This window comes from Mediterraneibacter butyricigenes (assembly GCF_003574295.1).
Classification (GTDB): domain Bacteria; phylum Bacillota; class Clostridia; order Lachnospirales; family Lachnospiraceae; genus Mediterraneibacter_A; species Mediterraneibacter_A butyricigenes.
In genome coordinates this window covers 594,510-612,842 of sequence record NZ_BHGK01000001.1, presented here as the reverse complement: position 1 = coordinate 612,842, position 18,333 = coordinate 594,510, and the positions used below count along the sequence as shown (strand labels likewise).

At 46.1% G+C, this 18,333-nt stretch carries 12 protein-coding genes and 1 pseudogene; 8 read left to right on the top strand and 5 right to left on the bottom strand.

All coding sequences use genetic code 11. From position 1 onward, the window contains the following. Positions 1-96 precede the first annotated feature (96 nt). The 5 genes and pseudogenes from ftsH to KGMB01110_RS02895 all read left to right on the top strand — a co-directional run bounded on the left by ftsH (position 97) and on the right by KGMB01110_RS02895 (position 8,252). Positions 97-2,388: an ATP-dependent zinc metalloprotease FtsH gene (gene ftsH / locus KGMB01110_RS02915; RefSeq protein WP_243112645.1), complete on the top strand. Its 2,292-nt coding sequence runs from the start codon at positions 97-99 to the stop codon at positions 2,386-2,388. Between the two features lie 172 nt (positions 2,389-2,560). Beyond that, entirely contained in the window at positions 2,561-4,432 is a 1,872-nt protein-coding gene (gene uvrC / locus KGMB01110_RS02910; protein WP_119297503.1) for an excinuclease ABC subunit UvrC, read from the top strand. 39 nt (positions 4,433-4,471) lie between these two features. After that, positions 4,472-5,398 (top strand): HPr(Ser) kinase/phosphatase, encoded by a 927-nt coding sequence (hprK, locus tag KGMB01110_RS02905; protein WP_117889156.1) that lies wholly within the window; start codon positions 4,472-4,474, stop codon positions 5,396-5,398. A gap of 13 nt (positions 5,399-5,411) precedes the next feature. Then, a pseudogene (locus KGMB01110_RS02900) lies at positions 5,412-6,308 on the top strand (ROK family glucokinase); the annotation flags it as partial. Positions 6,309-6,557: 249 nt separating this feature from the next. Beyond that, on the top strand, positions 6,558-8,252 hold the full coding sequence (locus KGMB01110_RS02895; protein WP_119297501.1) for a phospho-sugar mutase: 1,695 nt from the start codon (positions 6,558-6,560) through the stop codon (positions 8,250-8,252). A 316-nt stretch (positions 8,253-8,568) separates the two neighbouring features. Here KGMB01110_RS02895 and KGMB01110_RS02890 read toward each other — a convergent pair whose 3' ends face one another. Next, on the bottom strand, positions 8,569-11,061 hold the full coding sequence (locus KGMB01110_RS02890; protein WP_119297500.1) for a penicillin-binding protein 1A: 2,493 nt from the start codon (positions 11,059-11,061) through the stop codon (positions 8,569-8,571). A gap of 177 nt (positions 11,062-11,238) precedes the next feature. Here KGMB01110_RS02890 and KGMB01110_RS02880 point away from each other — a divergent pair, with 177 nt between their 5' ends. Then, the gene (locus KGMB01110_RS02880; RefSeq protein WP_117603816.1) at positions 11,239-11,898 is read left to right on the top strand and encodes a YigZ family protein; all 660 of its coding nucleotides are present in this window, start codon (positions 11,239-11,241) and stop codon (positions 11,896-11,898) included. 312 nt (positions 11,899-12,210) lie between these two features. Here the strand turns inward: KGMB01110_RS02880 and hpf are convergent, their stop codons facing one another. The 4 genes from hpf to KGMB01110_RS02860 form a co-directional block, all read right to left on the bottom strand. Further along, positions 12,211-12,750: a ribosome hibernation-promoting factor, HPF/YfiA family gene (hpf, locus tag KGMB01110_RS02875; RefSeq protein WP_119297499.1), complete on the bottom strand. Its 540-nt coding sequence runs from the start codon at positions 12,748-12,750 to the stop codon at positions 12,211-12,213. A gap of 99 nt (positions 12,751-12,849) precedes the next feature. Continuing rightward, a complete protein-coding gene (locus tag KGMB01110_RS02870) occupies positions 12,850-13,461 on the bottom strand; it encodes a transporter associated domain-containing protein (protein ID WP_119297498.1) in 612 nt (203 codons plus the stop codon). Between the two features lie 55 nt (positions 13,462-13,516). Continuing rightward, entirely contained in the window at positions 13,517-15,349 is a 1,833-nt protein-coding gene (gene typA / locus KGMB01110_RS02865) for a translational GTPase TypA (protein ID WP_119297497.1), read from the bottom strand. Positions 15,350-15,468: 119 nt separating this feature from the next. Then, positions 15,469-16,101 (bottom strand): single-stranded DNA-binding protein, encoded by a 633-nt coding sequence (locus tag KGMB01110_RS02860; RefSeq protein WP_117603820.1) that lies wholly within the window; start codon positions 16,099-16,101, stop codon positions 15,469-15,471. A 360-nt stretch (positions 16,102-16,461) separates the two neighbouring features. Here KGMB01110_RS02860 and dapA point away from each other — a divergent pair, with 360 nt between their 5' ends. Then, positions 16,462-17,352, top strand: coding sequence for a 4-hydroxy-tetrahydrodipicolinate synthase (gene dapA / locus KGMB01110_RS02855; RefSeq protein WP_119297496.1), 891 nt, complete (start codon positions 16,462-16,464; stop codon positions 17,350-17,352). 185 nt (positions 17,353-17,537) lie between these two features. Beyond that, the gene (gene dapB / locus KGMB01110_RS02850) at positions 17,538-18,296 is read left to right on the top strand and encodes a 4-hydroxy-tetrahydrodipicolinate reductase (RefSeq protein ID WP_117889164.1); all 759 of its coding nucleotides are present in this window, start codon (positions 17,538-17,540) and stop codon (positions 18,294-18,296) included. Positions 18,297-18,333 lie beyond the last annotated feature (37 nt).

Here is an 18,333-nt window from a genome sequence, read left to right as displayed (position 1 = left end):
TAATAATGATACGTTTTCTGATCGTTTCATTTGACATTTTCAACAGAAGATTCATTTGAAAATCCGGAAGATGTATCAGAGACATAGGAGGAGAAGATGAATAATCAGGACAACAACAAAAAGAACCAGAACCGGCAGAGCTTCCATATTATTCTGGTCACCACACTGATGGCCGCGTTTCTGGTGCTGGGGATGTATTCGATGATGCAGGATACAACACCCAAGGAGATTTCATATAATAAATTTCTGAAAATGGTGGAGAAAGGGTCGGTGGAGAAAGTTACCATCGGTACTTCCAAGATCTACATTACATCCAAAGATGCAAAGAAAGCGGAGACCAGTCAGAGTATTCTGGATTCAGTGTTGAACAGTGTGTCTTCTGATGAACAGGACAAGAATGAAAAGCAACCAGATTATTATACCGGTGTGGTACAGGATGATACCCTGTCCCAGAAGCTTTACGATGCCGGAGTGGAATTTGAACAGGAGATCCCGGATACGACGCAGTCGATGCTGTTTGATATGTTTGTGACGGTGATTCTTCCGATCGTACTGTTTGTGATCGTGATCAATTATGTCATGCGCCGGATGTCAAAAGGCGGCGGAATGATGGGGATCGGAAAGAGCAACGCTAAGGTCTATGTGGAAAAGAAGACCGGCGTGACCTTCCAGGATGTAGCAGGACAGGATGAGGCGAAAGAGTCGCTTCAGGAAGTGGTGGATTTCCTGCACAATCCGGGAAAATATACGGGGATCGGAGCCAAGCTTCCGAAAGGAGCACTCCTGGTAGGGCCTCCGGGTACCGGTAAAACGTTACTGGCAAAGGCGGTGGCAGGAGAAGCGCAGGTGCCGTTTTTCTCCCTTTCAGGTTCAGCCTTTGTGGAAATGTACGTAGGTGTAGGAGCGTCCCGTGTCCGTGATCTGTTTAAACAGGCCCAGTCCATGGCACCTTGTATCGTCTTTATCGATGAGATTGATGCCATTGGTAAGAGCCGTGACAATGCCATGGGAAGCAATGACGAGAGAGAACAGACTCTGAACCAGTTGCTGGCAGAGATGGATGGATTTGATACCAACAAAGGTTTGCTGTTACTGGCAGCGACCAACCGTCCGGAAGTACTGGATCCGGCTTTGTTAAGACCGGGAAGATTTGACCGGAGAATTATCGTCGATAAACCGGATCTGAAGGGAAGAATTGATACCCTGAAAGTTCATTCCAAAGATGTGAAGATGGACGAGACGGTGGATCTGGAAGCAATCGCGCTTGCCACATCAGGAGCCGTAGGATCCGATCTTGCCAATATGATCAATGAGGCAGCCATCAATGCCGTAAAGAACGGACGTCAGGTGGTCAGCCAGTCGGATCTGTTTGAGGCGGTGGAAGTGGTTCTGGTTGGAAAAGAAAAGAAAGACCGGATCATGAGCAAGGAAGAGCGTCAGATCGTGTCTTACCACGAAGTGGGACATGCACTGGTATCCGCATTGCAAAAGGATGCAGAACCGGTACAGAAGATTACCATTGTACCACGTACGATGGGAGCCCTCGGTTATGTGATGCAGACTCCGGAAGAAGAAAAATTCTTAAATACCAGGAAAGAATTAGAAGCAATGTTGGTGGGAGCACTGGCAGGCCGTGCAGCAGAAGAAATCGTCTTCGAGACGGTGACAACCGGAGCGTCTAATGATATTGAACAGGCAACCAAGATTGCCCGTGCCATGATTACACAATATGGAATGTCCGAGAAGTTTGGATTGGTCGGACTGGAATCGGTACAGCATCGTTACTTGGACGGAAGACCGGTGATGAACTGTGGAGAGGCGACAGCCAGTGAGATCGATGCCGAAGTGATGCGGATGTTAAAGGAAGCTTATGAACACGCCAAACAACTTCTGACTGAACATCGTCAGACGCTGGATGAGATCGCAGCCTTCTTGATCGAGCGTGAGACCATTACCGGCAAAGAATTTATGAAGATTTTCCGCAGAGTGGAAGGAATCCCGGAACCGGAAAAGAATGAGATCTCCGAAGAAAAGGGAAGCCGGATTCTTATGAAGGAAGAGCCGGTGATCCAGGGAATTGAACTGGAAGAGGCAAAAGAAGCGGATAAGCTGGAGAACCAGAGAAAGGAAGAGCTGGAAGCAAAGAGAAAAGCTGAGGAAAATTCTGAGGCTGGCAACAAGGAAGAAGATGCAGCCGGATTCGGAAATGCGATGGGAGAAAGCACAGCGATAGCGCCCGGATCTGAGACAACGGTGGAAGAAAACGGAACTTCAGTGGATCGTTCGGAAAACGATCCGGGGGAAGATTCAGAGGATAATTCAAAGGATGATTCCCAGAATAATCCGAAAGATCCACCCAGCAGAAACCGTTATACGTTGGTGAAATAAAAGAAATAAGAGACAAAGAAATACAGAAAAGTCTGTCTTCTGCGAAAGACGGGCTTTTCTTGTCTGTGACGAGCCAAAGTCTGAGTTGGCTTAAGACATTGGAAGTCGCTCACAGTCCCGGAATGCGTCGAATGGCATTTCCGGTGAGTCATTCTGAGAAAAGAGGGAAACGATGGAACAGGAATCTTTTCATTTTAATATAGAAGAAGAACTGAAAAAACTACCGGCAAGACCGGGCGTTTATATCATGCATGATGAGAAAGACCACATTATTTATGTGGGAAAGGCCATCAGTCTGAAGAATCGGGTGCGCCAATATTTTCAGAGCAGCAGAAATAAAGGGGTTAAGATTGAGCAGATGGTCACACATATTCGGAGATTCGAGTATATTGTGACGGATTCAGAACTGGAGGCACTGGTTCTGGAATGTAATCTGATCAAGGAACATCATCCGAAGTATAATACCATGTTGATGGATGATAAGACCTATCCGTTTATCAAGGTGACGACCAATGAGGAGTTCCCGCGCGTACTTCTGGCACGGAGGATTCTGAAAGATAAAGCGAAATATTTCGGCCCCTATACCAGTGCACAGGCGGTCAGAGATACCATTGATCTGATCCATAAACTTTATCATATCCGGAGCTGTAACCGGAATCTTCCGAAGGATATCGGTAAGGATCGCGCTTGCTTAAACTATCATATCCACCAGTGTGACGGCCCCTGTCAGGGACATGTTTCAAAAGAAGAATACGGAAAATCTGTGGCGAAGGTTCTGCAGTTCCTGAATGGACATTATGAACTGATTCTGGATGAACTGGAAGAGAAAATGAACCAGGCCGCAGAAAACCTGGAATTTGAGAAGGCGATTGAATACCGGGAACTTTTAAACAGTGTAAAGAAAGTAGCACAGAAACAGAAGATCACAGACTCCAGCGGGGAAGACCGGGATGTCCTTGCGATGGCAGAAGAGGGCTCGGATGCGGTGGTTCAGGTGTTCTTTATCCGGGGGGGACGGATGATCGGTCGTGATCATTTTTATCTGCGTACGGCGCCGGGAGAGACGAAAGCGGAGATTCTGGACAGTTTTATCAAGCAATATTATGCAGGTACGCCATTTATTCCGGGAGAGCTGATGTTGTCGGAAGAACTGGAAGATGTGCAGGTTCTGAAGGAATGGCTGAGTGCAAAACGGGGCGGGAAGGTAGAGATACGGGTTCCGCAGAAAGGAACCAAGGAAAAACTGGTAGAACTGGCGGCAGACAATGCACGGATGGTCCTGTCGAAAGATAAGGAGCGTTTAAGAAGGGAAGAACGGCGAACAACCGGAGCGGTAAGAGAACTAGAAGAGTTGCTTGGTATCAGCGGGCTGGAGCGAATGGAGGCGTATGATATCTCCAATACGAATGGATTTGAATCGGTAGGTTCCATGGTGGTTTATGAGCATGGAAAGCCCAAAAGAAATGATTACCGGAAATTTAGGATCAAGGGGATTCAGGGACCGGATGATTACGGAAGTATGAAAGAAGTGTTGACCAGAAGATTTACTCACGGCCTGGAAGAGAGACGAAATTATCAGGCACAGTCAGAGGGCTCCGGTCGGTTTACCAAATTTCCGGATCTGATCCTGATGGATGGCGGAAAAGGTCAGGTGAATGTAGCACTGGAAGTGTTATCAGAGCTTCACCTGAACATTCCGGTTTGCGGCATGGTAAAGGATGATCATCACCGTACCAGAGGGCTGTATTACGAGAATCGGGAAATCCCGATCGACCGGACAAGCGAAGGATTCCGTCTGATCACAAGGATACAGGATGAAGCCCATCGATTTGCGATTGAATATCACAGGCAGCTTCGGGGGAAGGGACAGGTTCATTCGATCCTGGATGATATTCCGGAAATCGGTCCTGCGAGAAGAAAGGATCTGATGCGCCATTTTCAAAGTCTTGATGAGATAAAAAATGCGACGGAAGAGCAGTTGATGGAATTGCCGAGTATGAACGAAAAAGCAGCCCGAAGCGTGTACAATTTTTTTCACCGGTGATATAATATAGACAAACTATGCATGAGAAAAGGAGCGCCTATGGAAAAAGGAGTAGAGATTAAAGAAATCGTAGAAAAAATGGATCTGAAAAATCTGACCCCGGAAATTGAGATGGAGGGGAAAAAGGTAGAAGTCCCGGATATTAACAGGCCGGCGCTGCAGCTTTCTGGATTTTTTGATCATTTTGATGCAGAACGTGTACAAATCATTGGATATGTGGAACATACATTTCTGGAAACTCTGGAAGTTGAAAGAAAGGAAAAGATCTACGAGGAATTATTTTCCTATAAGATACCATGCCTGATTTTCTGTCGGAATCTTCAGCCGGAAGAAAAACTTTTGGAAGTAGCCAGAAAATATCAGATTCCGGTATTTCAGTCCGAACAGGAAACTTCCGCATTTATGGCAGAACTGATCCGCTGGCTGAATGTGAAGCTGGCACCCTGTATTTCGATCCATGGCGTATTGGTGGATGTACGCGGTGTAGGTGTGCTGATTATGGGAGAAAGCGGAATCGGTAAGAGTGAGATGGCACTGGAACTGGTAAAGAGAGGACATCGTCTGGTTTCCGATGATGTGGTCGAGATTCGGAAAGTCAGTCATGATACTCTGGTCGGAAGTGCTCCGGAAATCACCAGACATTTTATTGAACTTCGCGGAATCGGAATTATCGATGTGAAATCCCTGTTCGGTGTACAGAGCGTAAAAGAGACTCAGACCATCGATATGGTGATGACGCTGGAAGACTGGAACAAGGAAAAGGAATACGACAGACTGGGACTGGAAGAAGAATATACGGAATTCCTGGGTAACCGTGTAATTTGCCATTGTCTGCCGGTACGTCCGGGACGAAATCTGTCCATTATCGTGGAATGTGCCGCAGTCAACTTCCGTCAGAAACAGATGGGATACAATGCTGCGCAGGAGCTGTATCGTCGAGTACAGGAAAATTTGACCAGAAGATAAAGGGAGAGCGATCATGCAATATTGTTTTGGAATCGATATCGGAGGGACTTCGGTGAAGATCGGACTGTTGGACCGAAAGGGAAATCTGTTGAAGAAATGGGAGATCCACTCAAGAACAGAACAAGAAGGTGCTGAGATTCTTCCGGATATCAGTGAATCTTTGTCCGGATTTCTGAAAGAGGAGAACATTGATCTGCAACAGGTTCTTGGAATGGGAATCGGTGTGCCGGCTCCGGTAAGGGCAGACGGGATTGTGGAGAATACTGTGAATCTGGGCTGGAAATATAAAGAAGTAAAAAAAGAGATGGAACAACGCACCGGAATCCGTACCATAGTGGGAAATGATGCCAATCTGGCAGCGTTGGGGGAGATGTGGAAAGGTGCCGGCAATCAGGAAAAGAATCTTCTGATGGTGACACTTGGAACCGGCGTGGGAGGCGGACTGATCGTGGACGGAGTTCCTGCAACCGGGTCCAACGGAGCGGCAGGAGAAATCGGACACATCTGTATGAACCCTCTGGAACAGGAAACCTGCGGTTGTGGAAATCATGGCTGTCTGGAACAATACGCTTCCGCTACCGGAATTGCCAGGTTGGCCAGGAGGAAGCTGGGAACCGAACTTACGGCGAAAGATGTCTTTGACGGTGTAAAGGCGGGGGATGCCCTCTGTGAGGAGATCGCCGAAGAATTTGGTCGTTATCTGGGAACCGGGCTATCGATGGTCACAGCGGTGACCGACCCGTCGGTAATCGTGATCGGTGGAGGTGTGTCGAAAGCAGGAGACATCTTGTTGGATTATATCCGGGGACCGTACCGGGAGCATGCATTTCAAAAAGCGAAAAATGTACGGTTTGCCATTGCATCCCTGGGAAATGATGCCGGGATCTATGGCGCAGCCAAACTGATGTTGCAGGAACTGGATGCAAAGCAGGAAAAAATGATAGAACAAGTTGCGGCAACTATGGCGGTAGAAAATATGACATTATCCCCCGATTGCTATAAAAATTTAAGAGCGATGGCATCCGGCGAAAAGACACGGGAACAGATTACACAGGAAATCACGGAAAAATATAAAAAGAAAACAGAAGCGGAACATCGGATAACGGAAAGAAAGAGAGACATAACAGAATAAAAAATAGAACAGAATGGAGAAGAAAACATGGATGCAATGAAGGTGTATCAGGAATGGAAAGACAAGCTGGAAGGGTATGAGAATCTGAGAGCACAACTGGATGAAATCGAGGGAAACGAAGAGGAGATCACGGAACGTTTTGGGAAGGAAATTACCTTTGGAACAGCCGGACTTCGTGGAAAAATTGGTGTGGGCTGCAACTGCATGAATGAAATTGTGGTAGGAAGAGCCACACAGGGAATCGCTGATTTTATCAAAGAACAGGGAAAGGAATATAAGGAGCGTGGTTTGGTGATCGCTCACGACTGTCGTCATTTTTCAAAAGAATTTTCCAGACTGGTGGCAGAGATCATGGCTGCAAACGGAATCAAAGTGTTTACATTCCCGGACCTCAGACCGACTCCGGAACTGGCATTTACCATCCGAAAACTGCATGCAGCTTCCGGAATCAACATTACAGCCAGCCACAATCCGAAGGAATACAATGGATATAAAGTATACTGGGAGAGCGGAGCACAGGTGATGGAAGAAATCGCTGATCAGATGCTCGCAAAGATCAATCAGGTGGACTATTTTGGCGGCGTGACCAGGATGGACTTTGAAGAAGGCGTGGAGAAAGGTCTGATTGAAGTATTGTCTGATGAAATGGACAGAAGTTACCTGGATCTGGTGAAGTCTTTATCTCTTCGTGATGGAGAAGAGCTGGACAAGGACATTCCGATCGTTTATACCCCGTTAAATGGAGCCGGAAGCATTCCGGTGCGCACAATTCTGAAAGAGCGCGGATTTACCAATGTGCATATCGTACCGGAGCAGAAAGACCCGGATCCGGATTTTACATCGGTAGGGTATCCGAATCCGGAAGATACCAAAGCGTTTAAACTGGCAGAGAAACTGGGGTTATCCGTAGGAGCAGATATCCTGATCGCAACAGATCCGGACAGTGACCGCCTTGCGGTAGAGGTGAAGAATAACGAGGGTGGTTATACTGCGTTAAACGGAAACCAGACGGGAGTTCTCCTGATCAACTATATTCTGGAAAGTCTGGACGAGACCGGAAAGCTGCCTGCAAATGGTGCGATGGTCAAATCCATTGTAACGGGTGAGATGGGAACCGCAATCTGTAAAGCTTATGGAGTAAAGATGTTTGAGACACTGACCGGATTTAAGAACATTTGCGGAAAGATTCCATATCTGGAGGAACATGACCTGAAATATCTGTTTGGTTATGAAGAGAGCATCGGATATGCGATCAGCCCGGATGTGCGTGATAAAGACGGAATCAGCGCAGCCATGTATCTGAGCGAGGCATCTGCTTACTATCGGAAAAAAGGAAAGACGCTGTTAAATGTACTGGAAGATCTGTATGAGAAATACGGATATTATAAAGAAGATCAGGTATCTATCGTGCTGGAAGGTATGGCAGGTGCAGCCAGAATTTCAAGAATGATGGAAGCGCTCCGCGCAGATTCCCCGAAAGAATTCGGAAAAGTTGCGGTAAAAGAAGTGATCGATTATAAAGACGGATATCAGGATATTGACAAATCCAATGTTCTGAAATACATTCTGGAAGATGAGAGTTGGTTCTCCGTGCGTCCTTCCGGAACAGAGCCGAAGATCAAGCTGTATATCTATGTAAAAGGAGCATCAGAAGAAGCTGCGTTAAATGAAGTGGCAGAGATCAAGGAAGATATCCTTGCAAAATTATACAGCGTAGAATAAATTGATTTAGAACAGTAAAGTCAACATATTTTGTCCTATAACTTTAAAAGAACAGGGAGGAAATCAGTTTCGATTTCCTCCCTGTTTTTACGCGCTATGCTAATTTTTTGCCACGGCAATATTTTTTTAGCTTATTAATTATCGCGATTCTTCTGCAAAAGGAATGCATAAGGGAACAGTCGAAGCCCCGGTACTTCCTGCAAGCAAGCATTAGTGTTGCTCGCAGGGTATCTCTATGGGGCGAAGATAAGCGTAAGCGGTTCCCGTTGCAACCTTTTGCGGAAGAGATAGAGATAAGGGAAAAAGCAACGAAGCTTTATTCTCCTTCTCCGCCACCGCCGTCATCGCCACCGCCGGTATCTTCGCCACCGCCGGTATCTTCGCCACCACCGGTGTCTTCGCTGCCGGAGTTATCACCGGTGCTGCCGCTGTTTTCATCGGTGGTTCCTGCTTCATCATCATCATCATCATAGTAATAATGACCGTCACAGTATTCGTCCGGTATTGTATTGGTTGCAAAATATTCTGTAATGCTTGGACAGGATGAAGTCGCAAGCAGGCCGGTTTCTGTACAGATGGTCGCCTGTGTGACGTCAGATGGCATCGTAAATTCTTTATATTCCATATTGGCGCTGATTCGTTCCATGATATTGCGCCACAGTACAAGATGCCAGCTTGTATTGTTCATCGGCTTATTGGAGTCATATCCGCCCCATACAGAGCAGGTCAAGTATGGAGTGTATGCGGAAAGCCAGATGTCCACGTTGTCGGTTGTAGTACCGGTCTTACCGGCTACCGGCATATTGGAAAGTCTTGCTCTGGTACCCGTACCCTGTGTGATAACGTCTTCCATGGCACTGGTCAGAAGTGCAGCCGTGGAATCCTGTAAGATCTGTTCGGTATCCGGAGTGTTGTCCAGAAGGACGTTTCCGTCATGATCCAAAATCTGTGTATAAAGAACAGGTTCGGTATATTTTCCGCCGTTTGCAATTGCAGCATATGCAGCCGTCATATCGATATTCAGAACACCGCGGGTAATACCACCAAGAGCGGTAGGCAGCTGAATATCAGAATATCCCGGATAGTTGGGATCATTTCCGTCAACCAGTGTGCTGAAACGGAAGCGCTGCAGATATTCAAAGCCCTTCTGCGGGGTAATGTCAGACAGAGTCTTTACGGTTACAACGTTCATAGACTGTTCGATGGCTTTACGAACCGTAACATTTCCTTTATAGGAATTGCCCCACCAGTTGCGGACCGGAGTACCATCTTCGTAACTGAACGGGGAGTCTTCGATGGTCGTTGCCAGAGTGTAACCACAGGAATCCAGAGCCGGAGCGTAAGTGGAAACAACCTTGAAACAGGAACCCGGCTGTCTCGGTGAATCGGTTGCACGATTGTAAGACAGACTAGAATTCTTGGCGCCACGACCGCCGACGATGGCCTTGACTGCACCGGTGTGCTGATCCATGATTACCACGGAAGTCTGAGGCTGCGGTGAAATGGAAACACGCTCATCCACGGCATCATTTTCCGTAATGTTCAGAGTGGATTTGTATTCATCCACGGCCTGCTGCGCGGCTTCCGGAGAAGAAAATACCAGTGGATAAGAACCGCCTCTGGTGTTGACCAGATAGGAGCGGAGCATCTCGGTACTATAATTTTCAACGGTTCCGTCTGCACGGGTGATGGTTGCCACATATTCCAGACCATATTCGATCAGTCCCGGATAGTTGGCATTGTTGGCTACTTCTTCATCTGCGATCTGCTGCATGGACAGATCCTGAGTAGATTTGATGGTCAGACCACCACTGTAAAGTGCGTTATAAGCCTGAGTATAAGTATATCCTTTTTTATCCTGCAAATCCTGAAGAACCTGATCGATCAGAGCATCTACGAAATAAGTATAAGGAGCTTCCTCCGCAACCACGGCGTTGGTTGCCTGGATTCTGCTGTATACATCATCTGCAATGGCTTCATCGTATTCAGCCTGTGTGATATAACCCTGATCCAGCATATTTTTCAGAACCTTGTGCTGACGCTTCTGATTACCTTCCGGGTTCGTGATTGGGTTCAGGTTGGAAGGGCTCTGGGTAATGCCGGCAAGTACGGCACACTCAGACAGCGTTAACTGAGAGACGTCCTTATTGAAGTATCGAAGGGAAGCAGACTGGACACCCAGACAGTTCTGTCCTAAGTTGATGGTATTCATGTAAGCTTCCAGAATCTCGGATTTGCTCATCTGTTTCTCAATCTCGACAGCCAGGAACTGCTCCTGAATCTTACGTTCCAGACGGTCATAAAACGTTTTTTCCTCTGTAAAGTTCGGGAATACGTTGTTCTTGATTAACTGCTGGGTCAGTGTACTGGCACCTTCGGAGAAACTTCCGCTAGTCAGACCGATTGCGGCGGCTCTTATGATACCCTGCATATCGATACCGTTGTGCTTGTAGAAACGCTCGTCCTCGATCGCGATAAATGCATTGCCCAGATTCTCAGGGATATCGTCGATATTCTTGTAGATACGGTTGGAGCCGGAAGAAACGAATCGCTCAATCTCGGTTCCATCCTGGGCGTATACGAATGTAGTATATCCGGAAGGACGCACATCATCCGGAGTAACCGTAGGCGTATCATCCAGGATATTTTTAATAAACAGTCCGCCGCCGACAGCACCCAGGACGATCACCAGCAACAGACATGCAACAAGTGCTTTGAATACACGGACTCCAACACGTTTCTTTTTCATGTTGGATTTTGAAGCGATCTGCTTCTGCCGTTTGGAAGCACCTTTTTTTCCATAATTCATGAAACAAGTCCTCCTTTTTCACTCAAATCATTATAGCAAATTTGTTTCTTTAAATAAAGAACATTTTGCAAACTTCCTGTTTGTACAGAAATTCTTAAGAAACTGCTTGTTTATGCAGGGGCAGAACTGGTATCATAAGGAAAGAAAAAGGAACAGAAGTGGCAGGAGAGAAGGAAAATGAAAGAGTTTCAGACCATCTATGAAGGTGGAGAAGCGGAGATCGTGGAGAAAAAATCCCGGTTTATCGCTCATACATATCACGTAACAACCGAAGAAGAAGTGCAGGAGGTTTTAGAAAAAGTGCGAAAGGAATACTGGGATGCCAGACATAACTGCTGGGCTTACGTTCTGGGGAAGGATCAGGTGTCTGCAAGATGCAGTGATGACGGCGAACCAAGCCAGACAGCAGGAAAGCCTATGCTGGATGTGATTATGGGACAGGACCTTCATGATACCCTGGTGATCGTGACCAGGTATTTCGGTGGAACACTGCTGGGAACGGGAGGGTTGGTCCGCGCGTATTCCAAGGCGGCACAGGAAGGTCTGACCCACAGTAAGATTATTACCAGAATTTACGGGTTTAAACTGAATATCAAGACGGATTACACCGGACTAGGCAAGATCCAGTACCTGTTGGGCAAGCGAGGACTTCAGATTCTGGATACCGTTTATTCTGATGCGGTGGAGCTGACGGTTCTGGTATCCGAGAGTGAGGAAAATGTACTGATTGCGGAAATTACAGAAGGCACCAACGGACAGGCTGTGCTAGAAAAAGGAGAGGACTGTTGGTTTGCCGTGGTGGACAAAGAGATTGTGATTTTTGCGGAGGGTGAGTAAAGAAGATGCTTATTTAGAACAAGAGGATTTGGGGATGAAAGATATCGAGAGAAAGTGATTACAGGCGTGGGGAAAGCGAATTCAAATGAAAAACGAACGTCATCCATATCGAAAAGGAATGCATAAGGTAAGCGTAAGCGGTTCCCGTTGCAACCTTTTTCGGGAGGATAATGATTTTTATTAATGCGTTTGTTCTATAACTCTCTCCTTGCTAATCAAAAATTCAAAAAAGCAGGCTCTGCTGATGAATGAACATTCAAAAAAGTGCGTCGCATAAAATGCGGCGCACTTTCTAAATTCTACTTACAAATCTTAGGAAAATTCCGGTTCAATCAGACCAAAGGATCCGTCTTTTCTTTTATAAACTACATTGACTTCGTCTGATTCTGCATTGTGGAAGACGAAGAAGGAATGTCCGAGAAGTTCCATCTGTACACAGGCATCTTCCGGGAACATCGGTTTGATACCGAATCTCTTGGTACGTACAATCTTTACTTCATCATCGGAAGCATCTTTATCTGATTCAATAAATTCTTTCTTAAAATCGTTACCACCGGCACCCTGACTTCTGGCAACCAGTTTGTTTTTATGTTTCCGAAGCTGACGCTCGATGACTTCTTCCACCAGATCGATGGATACATACATGTCATCGCTGACCTGCTCGGATCTGATAATGTGTCCCTTTACCGGGATCGTGACTTCAATTTTCTGCCTTTCTTTCTCTACACTGAGAGTTACAATGATTTCTGTTTCAGGAGTAAAATACCGTTCCAGCTTTCCAAGTTTGGATTCCACAGCTTCTTTCAAGCCAGGTGTTACGTTGATGTTTTTTCCACTGATAATAAAATTCATATGCCCAACTCCTTTGTTTCGTATTATACAGATAGATAAAATGTCTGAAAATGTAAAAGCTTTATCTGTATTATGTAAACATTATAGCATAAAAATCTCTTATTGTATAGAACGAATCAACTCAATTCGTGTGATTTTTCCGTGATTCATTTTCGCAATACGAAGACCGAATTCCCGGTCATATACACAGGCACCGACTCCGATTTCCTGCTGTTCGGCCTCCAGTTTCCGGATCATGACCTCGCCCAGTGTCTCGTCATCCTTATAAGGGATGTGGACATGCAATAACTGGTTGACATGATGGACGGACTGGTTGGCACGGAAAATAACTTTCTCCGATTTGTCAAAGGCAACAAACAGAAATTTACGGGTGGCAAAAAGGATGGCAATCGCGATGACACCGATGAGAGTGGTAATGGCATCATCATGAGCCAGGATCACCTGTCTGGCGATGGCAAACAACAGAACCTCGAATACCGTACTCGGATTATGCTTGTACAGCATTCGGATCAGCTCCACACCGATGATCAGGTTAAAACAGTTGGTCAGAAGATCATCGTAGTTCGGATACACATCCAGATAGGGGATATTATGGAAATCCAGTAACAGCCGGCCGATCATAACAATGATGCTGGCGGCCAGAATAAAGGAAATCACCAGTTCGATGGCAGTCGTGATTACTTTTAGAAACGCATTAAAATATTTTACCATGTGTTCTTCTCCTTTGTGTCATACGGTTGCTCTCCGGTGGAAAGCGCTCTGGTTTTTACTTACCGCTCATAGCAGCACGTTTTCTGAGTCGTGCGTCTAGGATCTTCTTACGGATACGCAGATGATTCGGAGTAACTTCCAGAAGCTCATCGGTATCGATAAAGTCCAGGGCTTCTTCCAGGCTTAAGATACGCGGCGTGGTCAGACGAAGTGCTTCGTCAGCGCTGGAAGAACGGGTGTTAGTCAGATGCTTGGTCTTGCAGACATTCAACTCGATATCATCGGTCTTACCGTTCTGTCCGATGACCATACCAGAATAAACTTTTTCACCGGGTCCGATAAATAAAGTACCGCGCTCCTGAGCATTGAACAGACCATAGGTGACAGCCTCACCTGTTTCAAATGCGATCAGAGAGCCCTGTTTCCGATACTGGATATCTCCTTTATAAGGAGCGTATCCGTTGAAGCTGGTGTTCAGAATACCGGTTCCGCGGGTATCAGTCAGGAATTCTCCACGGTATCCGATCAGTCCACGGGCCGGGATCAGGAATTCCAGACGGGTATAACCGCCGTTGGAAGTTCCCATGTTCTGGAGTTCTCCCTTTCTCTGGCTTAATTTATCAATGACGGTTCCGGTAAATTCTTCCGGAACATCGATATAAGCAAGCTCGATTGGTTCCAACAGATGCCCTTTTTCGTCTTCCTTATAAAGAACCTCAGCCTTGCTGACAGCAAATTCATAACCTTCTCGGCGCATGTTCTCAATCAGAACGGACAGATGCAGTTCGCCACGGCCGGAAACTTTGAAGCAGTCTGCATTTTCCGTTTCCTCGACGCGAAGACTGACATCTGTATTCAGTTCGCGGAAGAGACGGTCTCTTAAGTGACGGGAGGTAATGAATTTACCATCCTGTCCGGCAAAGGGACTGTCGTTTACGATAAACTGCATGGCAATGGTCGGTTCGGAAATTTTCTGGAACGGGATCGGCTTCGGATCTTCCGGAGAACAGAGGGTATCACCGATGGAAATATCGGAAATACCGGAGATGGCTACGATGGATCCGATTTCTGCTTTCTGGACTTCGACTTTCTTCAGACCTTCAAATTCGTACAGTTTGCTGATCTTTACCTTTTCCTGCTTGTCAGGATTGTGGTGATTGACCAGAACCATTTCCTGTCCCACGGAGATACTTCCGTTGTCTACCTTTCCTATACCGATACGGCCCACATATTCATTATAATCAATGGTACTGATCAGAACCTGTGTGGAAGCATCCGGATCTCCTTCCGGAGCCGGGATGTAGTTGATGATCGTCTCAAACAGAGGTTCCATATTTTTCTCATCGTCTGTCAGATCCAGAACTGCGATTCCGTCTTTGGCAGACGCATAGACGAATGGGCAGTCCAGCTGTTCATCTGTCGCATCCAGATCCATGAACAGTTCCAGCACCTCATCAATGACCTCATCCGGACGGGCTTCCGGACGGTCGATCTTGTTAATGCAGACGATAACCGGAAGTTTCAGTTCCAGCGCTTTTCTCAGGACAAATTTTGTCTGAGGCATGGCACCTTCAAATGCATCCACTACCAGGATAACGCCGTTTACCATTTTCAGTACACGTTCTACCTCGCCACCGAAATCCGCATGTCCCGGGGTGTCAATGATGTTAATCTTTACATCTTTATAATATACGGCAGTATTTTTGGAGAGAATGGTGATTCCACGCTCCCGTTCAATATCATTGGAGTCCATGACACGTTCCTGAACTTCCTGATTGGCACGGAATACACCGCTTTGTTTCAGAAGCTCATCGACCAGAGTGGTTTTGCCGTGATCGACATGGGCAATGATCGCAATATTTCTAATGTCTTCTCGTTTTGTCTTCATATTATATCAATCCTTTTTACACATATTACCTTGACTACTGATTGCAACGTTCATTATTTTACACATAAAACGCCGAATTTACAAGTAGTATGCGAAAAGAACTGTCATAGATACAATGGTTAATCGTTTTCCAGACAATCTAACTTGCTGACAGAGACTTCGTAGGCAGTCCGGGTTTCTGTCTCTGTTTCGGAAAGTTTCTTGACATAATTCCTGCTCTGGATCCGTCCGATCAGTTGTACATGCTGTCCGACCGGGAAACCGGAAGCGTATCTGGCATTGCGTCCCCAGCAGATACAGGGAATGTAGTCGGACTTGCCGTAAGGGCGGTTGACTGCCAGGAGAAGGTCGGCAATCTCACGGCCAAGCGGAGTCTTACGATAGACCGGAAGTTTGCAGAGAAATCCTTCCAAAATGATCTGGTTGGTTTTAGATGCGTCAATTTCTTCTTCGACAAAGGTAAGTTCCCGGACGAAAACGGAGAGAACCAGACGGTTCTTGGTCTCTTCATGCCGGTTGTAAGAGCGAAACTGTCCGGTGACATAGATAAATTCTCCGCGGTAATCCTGATCCACATCTACCAGACGTTCGGAAACCATCAGTGGAATTTTATCCTCGGAGTTGCTCAGGCGTCTGACCAGAACTTCTACGGTGTAAAAACCTTCCCCAAAGACTTCGTGGCTGAACCGAAACTCGCTGGCAATTTCTCCAATGATAGTAACCTGGTTGTTTTCAATCATCTTATCTGACATAATATGTAATTCTCCCTTCCTCTTTGTGGTATTTTAGAGTCATTACTAAATTTATGTCTTGAAAAAGCCTGTTAGAACAAAATAAATCGACAAAAAATGAGACAGTGTCTGAAAAGTGTATATTAAGATAATTTGAATATATTACGTGTATACGACGGAAAAGCAGGAAATGCTTTGGGCTGGAAAGTAAGGCTCTGGCTCCGATACATCTAACAGATGGAATCAGTGACAGAAACTGGCAGAAGTTCATACAGTAGAAACCGGAAATCGGCAGAAGTACGGTGATTGACATACCAGGCGTTTGATGATAAAATTTGATGCAAAAGGCAATGAATTTAAATGACAATAGAGGAGGACCGCATGAGTATATTTGAAGGAGCAGGAGTAGCGATTGTTACCCCATTTCAGGCAGACGGAAGTGTAAATTATGACAAACTGGATGAGCTGATCGATTTCCACTGTAACGGTGGAACCGATGCCATCATTATCTGTGGAACCACAGGAGAATCTTCCACATTGACGGAAGAGGAGCATATGGACTGTATTAAGTTTACAGTCGAGAGAACCAAAGGACGGATTCCGGTCATCGCAGGAACCGGTTCCAACTGTACCCGTACGGCGATTGATCTTTCCAAAGAAGCGGTAGAAGATGGAGTAGACGGACTTCTTCTGGTAACTCCTTATTATAATAAGACGACCCAGAACGGACTGATTGCCCACTACAAAGCAGTGGCGGCAGAAGCAAAGGCTCCGATCATTCTTTACAGCGTGGCAAGCCGTACCGGAGTAAACATCGAACCGGCGACTGTTGCAACTCTGGTAAAGGAAGTAGATAATATCGTTGGAGTGAAAGAGGCATCCGGTAACATTTCTCAGATCTCCAAGATCATGCAGCTGACAGATGGCAACATTGATCTTTATTCCGGAAATGACGATCAGATTGTGCCGATTCTTTCCGTCGGAGGAAAAGGTGTGATTTCTGTACTGTCCAACGTGGCACCGCAGGAGGCTCATGATATCGTAGCGAAATTCCAGGCAGGAGATGTAAAAGGAAGCCGAGATCTGCAGTTGAAAGCACTGCCGTTGGTTGAACAGTTATTCTGCGAAGTCAATCCGATTCCGGTAAAGAAAGCGTTGAATCTGATGGGAATGGAAGTAGGCGGATTGCGTATGCCGCTGTCTGAACTTTCCGCAGAACATACAGAGAGTCTGAAAAAGGCAATGGTTGATTTCGGAATCAAACTGACATAAAAACGTAAATTGTGAAAGGGATATCATAGGTTGAGTTGTAGGGACGACTGTGATATCCTTTTCTTGTTCAGGTGATAATTCAGACAGAACCAAATGATAAAATGTGCCGGAGGGTACAGAGGAAAACATGAAGAAACAGAAATCATGAAAGATCAAGAATCATAAAGAATATGGAGGACAATACAATGGTAAAAGCAATTATGCATGGATGTAACGGAAAAATGGGACGGGTGATTACAGACCTGATCAAAGCAGATGAAAATATTGAGATTGTAGCGGGAGTGGACGCATATACAGCAGTACCGAATGATTATCCGGTCTTCGAAAAGATTGCAGATTGTGATGTGGAAGCAGATGTCGTAATCGACTTCTCCAATGCATCAGCAGTAGACGGGGTCCTGGCTTATTGCACCGAAAAACAGGTTCCGGTGGTTCTGTGTACCACAGGTCTGTCTGAGGCACAGTTGGAAGAAGTAAAGGAGAGCTCCAAAAAAGTTGCAATTCTGAAATCCGCAAATATGTCGGTCGGAATTAATCTGTTGTTAAAACTGCTTCAGAATGCGGCAAAGGTATTAGGACCTGCAGGTTATGACATTGAACTGGTGGAGCGTCATCACAATCAGAAGCTGGATGCACCGAGCGGAACAGCCATCGCACTGGCGGATTCTGTGAATGAAGCGCTGGACAACGCATATACTTATGTGTATGACAGAAGCCAGAGACGTCAGAAACGAGACGAAAAGGAGATCGGAATCTCAGCGGTGCGCGGTGGAACCATCGTAGGGGAACATGAAGTGATCTTTGCCGGAGTGGACGAAGTGATCGAGTTCAGGCATACAGCTTATTCCAGAAGCGTATTTGGCAAAGGGGCGGTAGAAGCAGCCAAATTCCTGGCAGGACTGCCGGCGGGCATGTATGACATGGGAGACGTGATTCAATTTTAACTGACAGATTTTGCTTAAAAATATTGGGCGCACAGAG

Bases quoted from the DNA above. Each gene is read 5' to 3' on its own strand.
- KGMB01110_RS02880 (WP_117603816.1), top strand. From the start codon at position 11,239: ATGAAAGAGTTTCAGACCATCTATGAAGGTGGAGAAGCGGAGATCGTG.
- KGMB01110_RS02895 (WP_119297501.1), top strand. From the start codon at position 6,558: ATGGATGCAATGAAGGTGTATCAGGAATGGAAAGACAAGCTGGAAGGG.
- uvrC (WP_119297503.1), top strand. From the start codon at position 2,561: ATGGAACAGGAATCTTTTCATTTTAATATAGAAGAAGAACTGAAAAAA.
- dapB (WP_117889164.1), top strand. From the start codon at position 17,538: ATGGTAAAAGCAATTATGCATGGATGTAACGGAAAAATGGGACGGGTG.
- ftsH (WP_243112645.1), top strand. From the start codon at position 97: ATGAATAATCAGGACAACAACAAAAAGAACCAGAACCGGCAGAGCTTC.
- dapA (WP_119297496.1), top strand. From the start codon at position 16,462: ATGAGTATATTTGAAGGAGCAGGAGTAGCGATTGTTACCCCATTTCAG.
- hprK (WP_117889156.1), top strand. From the start codon at position 4,472: ATGGAAAAAGGAGTAGAGATTAAAGAAATCGTAGAAAAAATGGATCTG.
- KGMB01110_RS02890 (WP_119297500.1), bottom strand. From the start codon at position 11,061: ATGAATTATGGAAAAAAAGGTGCTTCCAAACGGCAGAAGCAGATCGCT.
- KGMB01110_RS02860 (WP_117603820.1), bottom strand. From the start codon at position 16,101: ATGTCAGATAAGATGATTGAAAACAACCAGGTTACTATCATTGGAGAA.
- typA (WP_119297497.1), bottom strand. From the start codon at position 15,349: ATGAAGACAAAACGAGAAGACATTAGAAATATTGCGATCATTGCCCAT.
- KGMB01110_RS02870 (WP_119297498.1), bottom strand. From the start codon at position 13,461: ATGGTAAAATATTTTAATGCGTTTCTAAAAGTAATCACGACTGCCATC.
- hpf (WP_119297499.1), bottom strand. From the start codon at position 12,750: ATGAATTTTATTATCAGTGGAAAAAACATCAACGTAACACCTGGCTTG.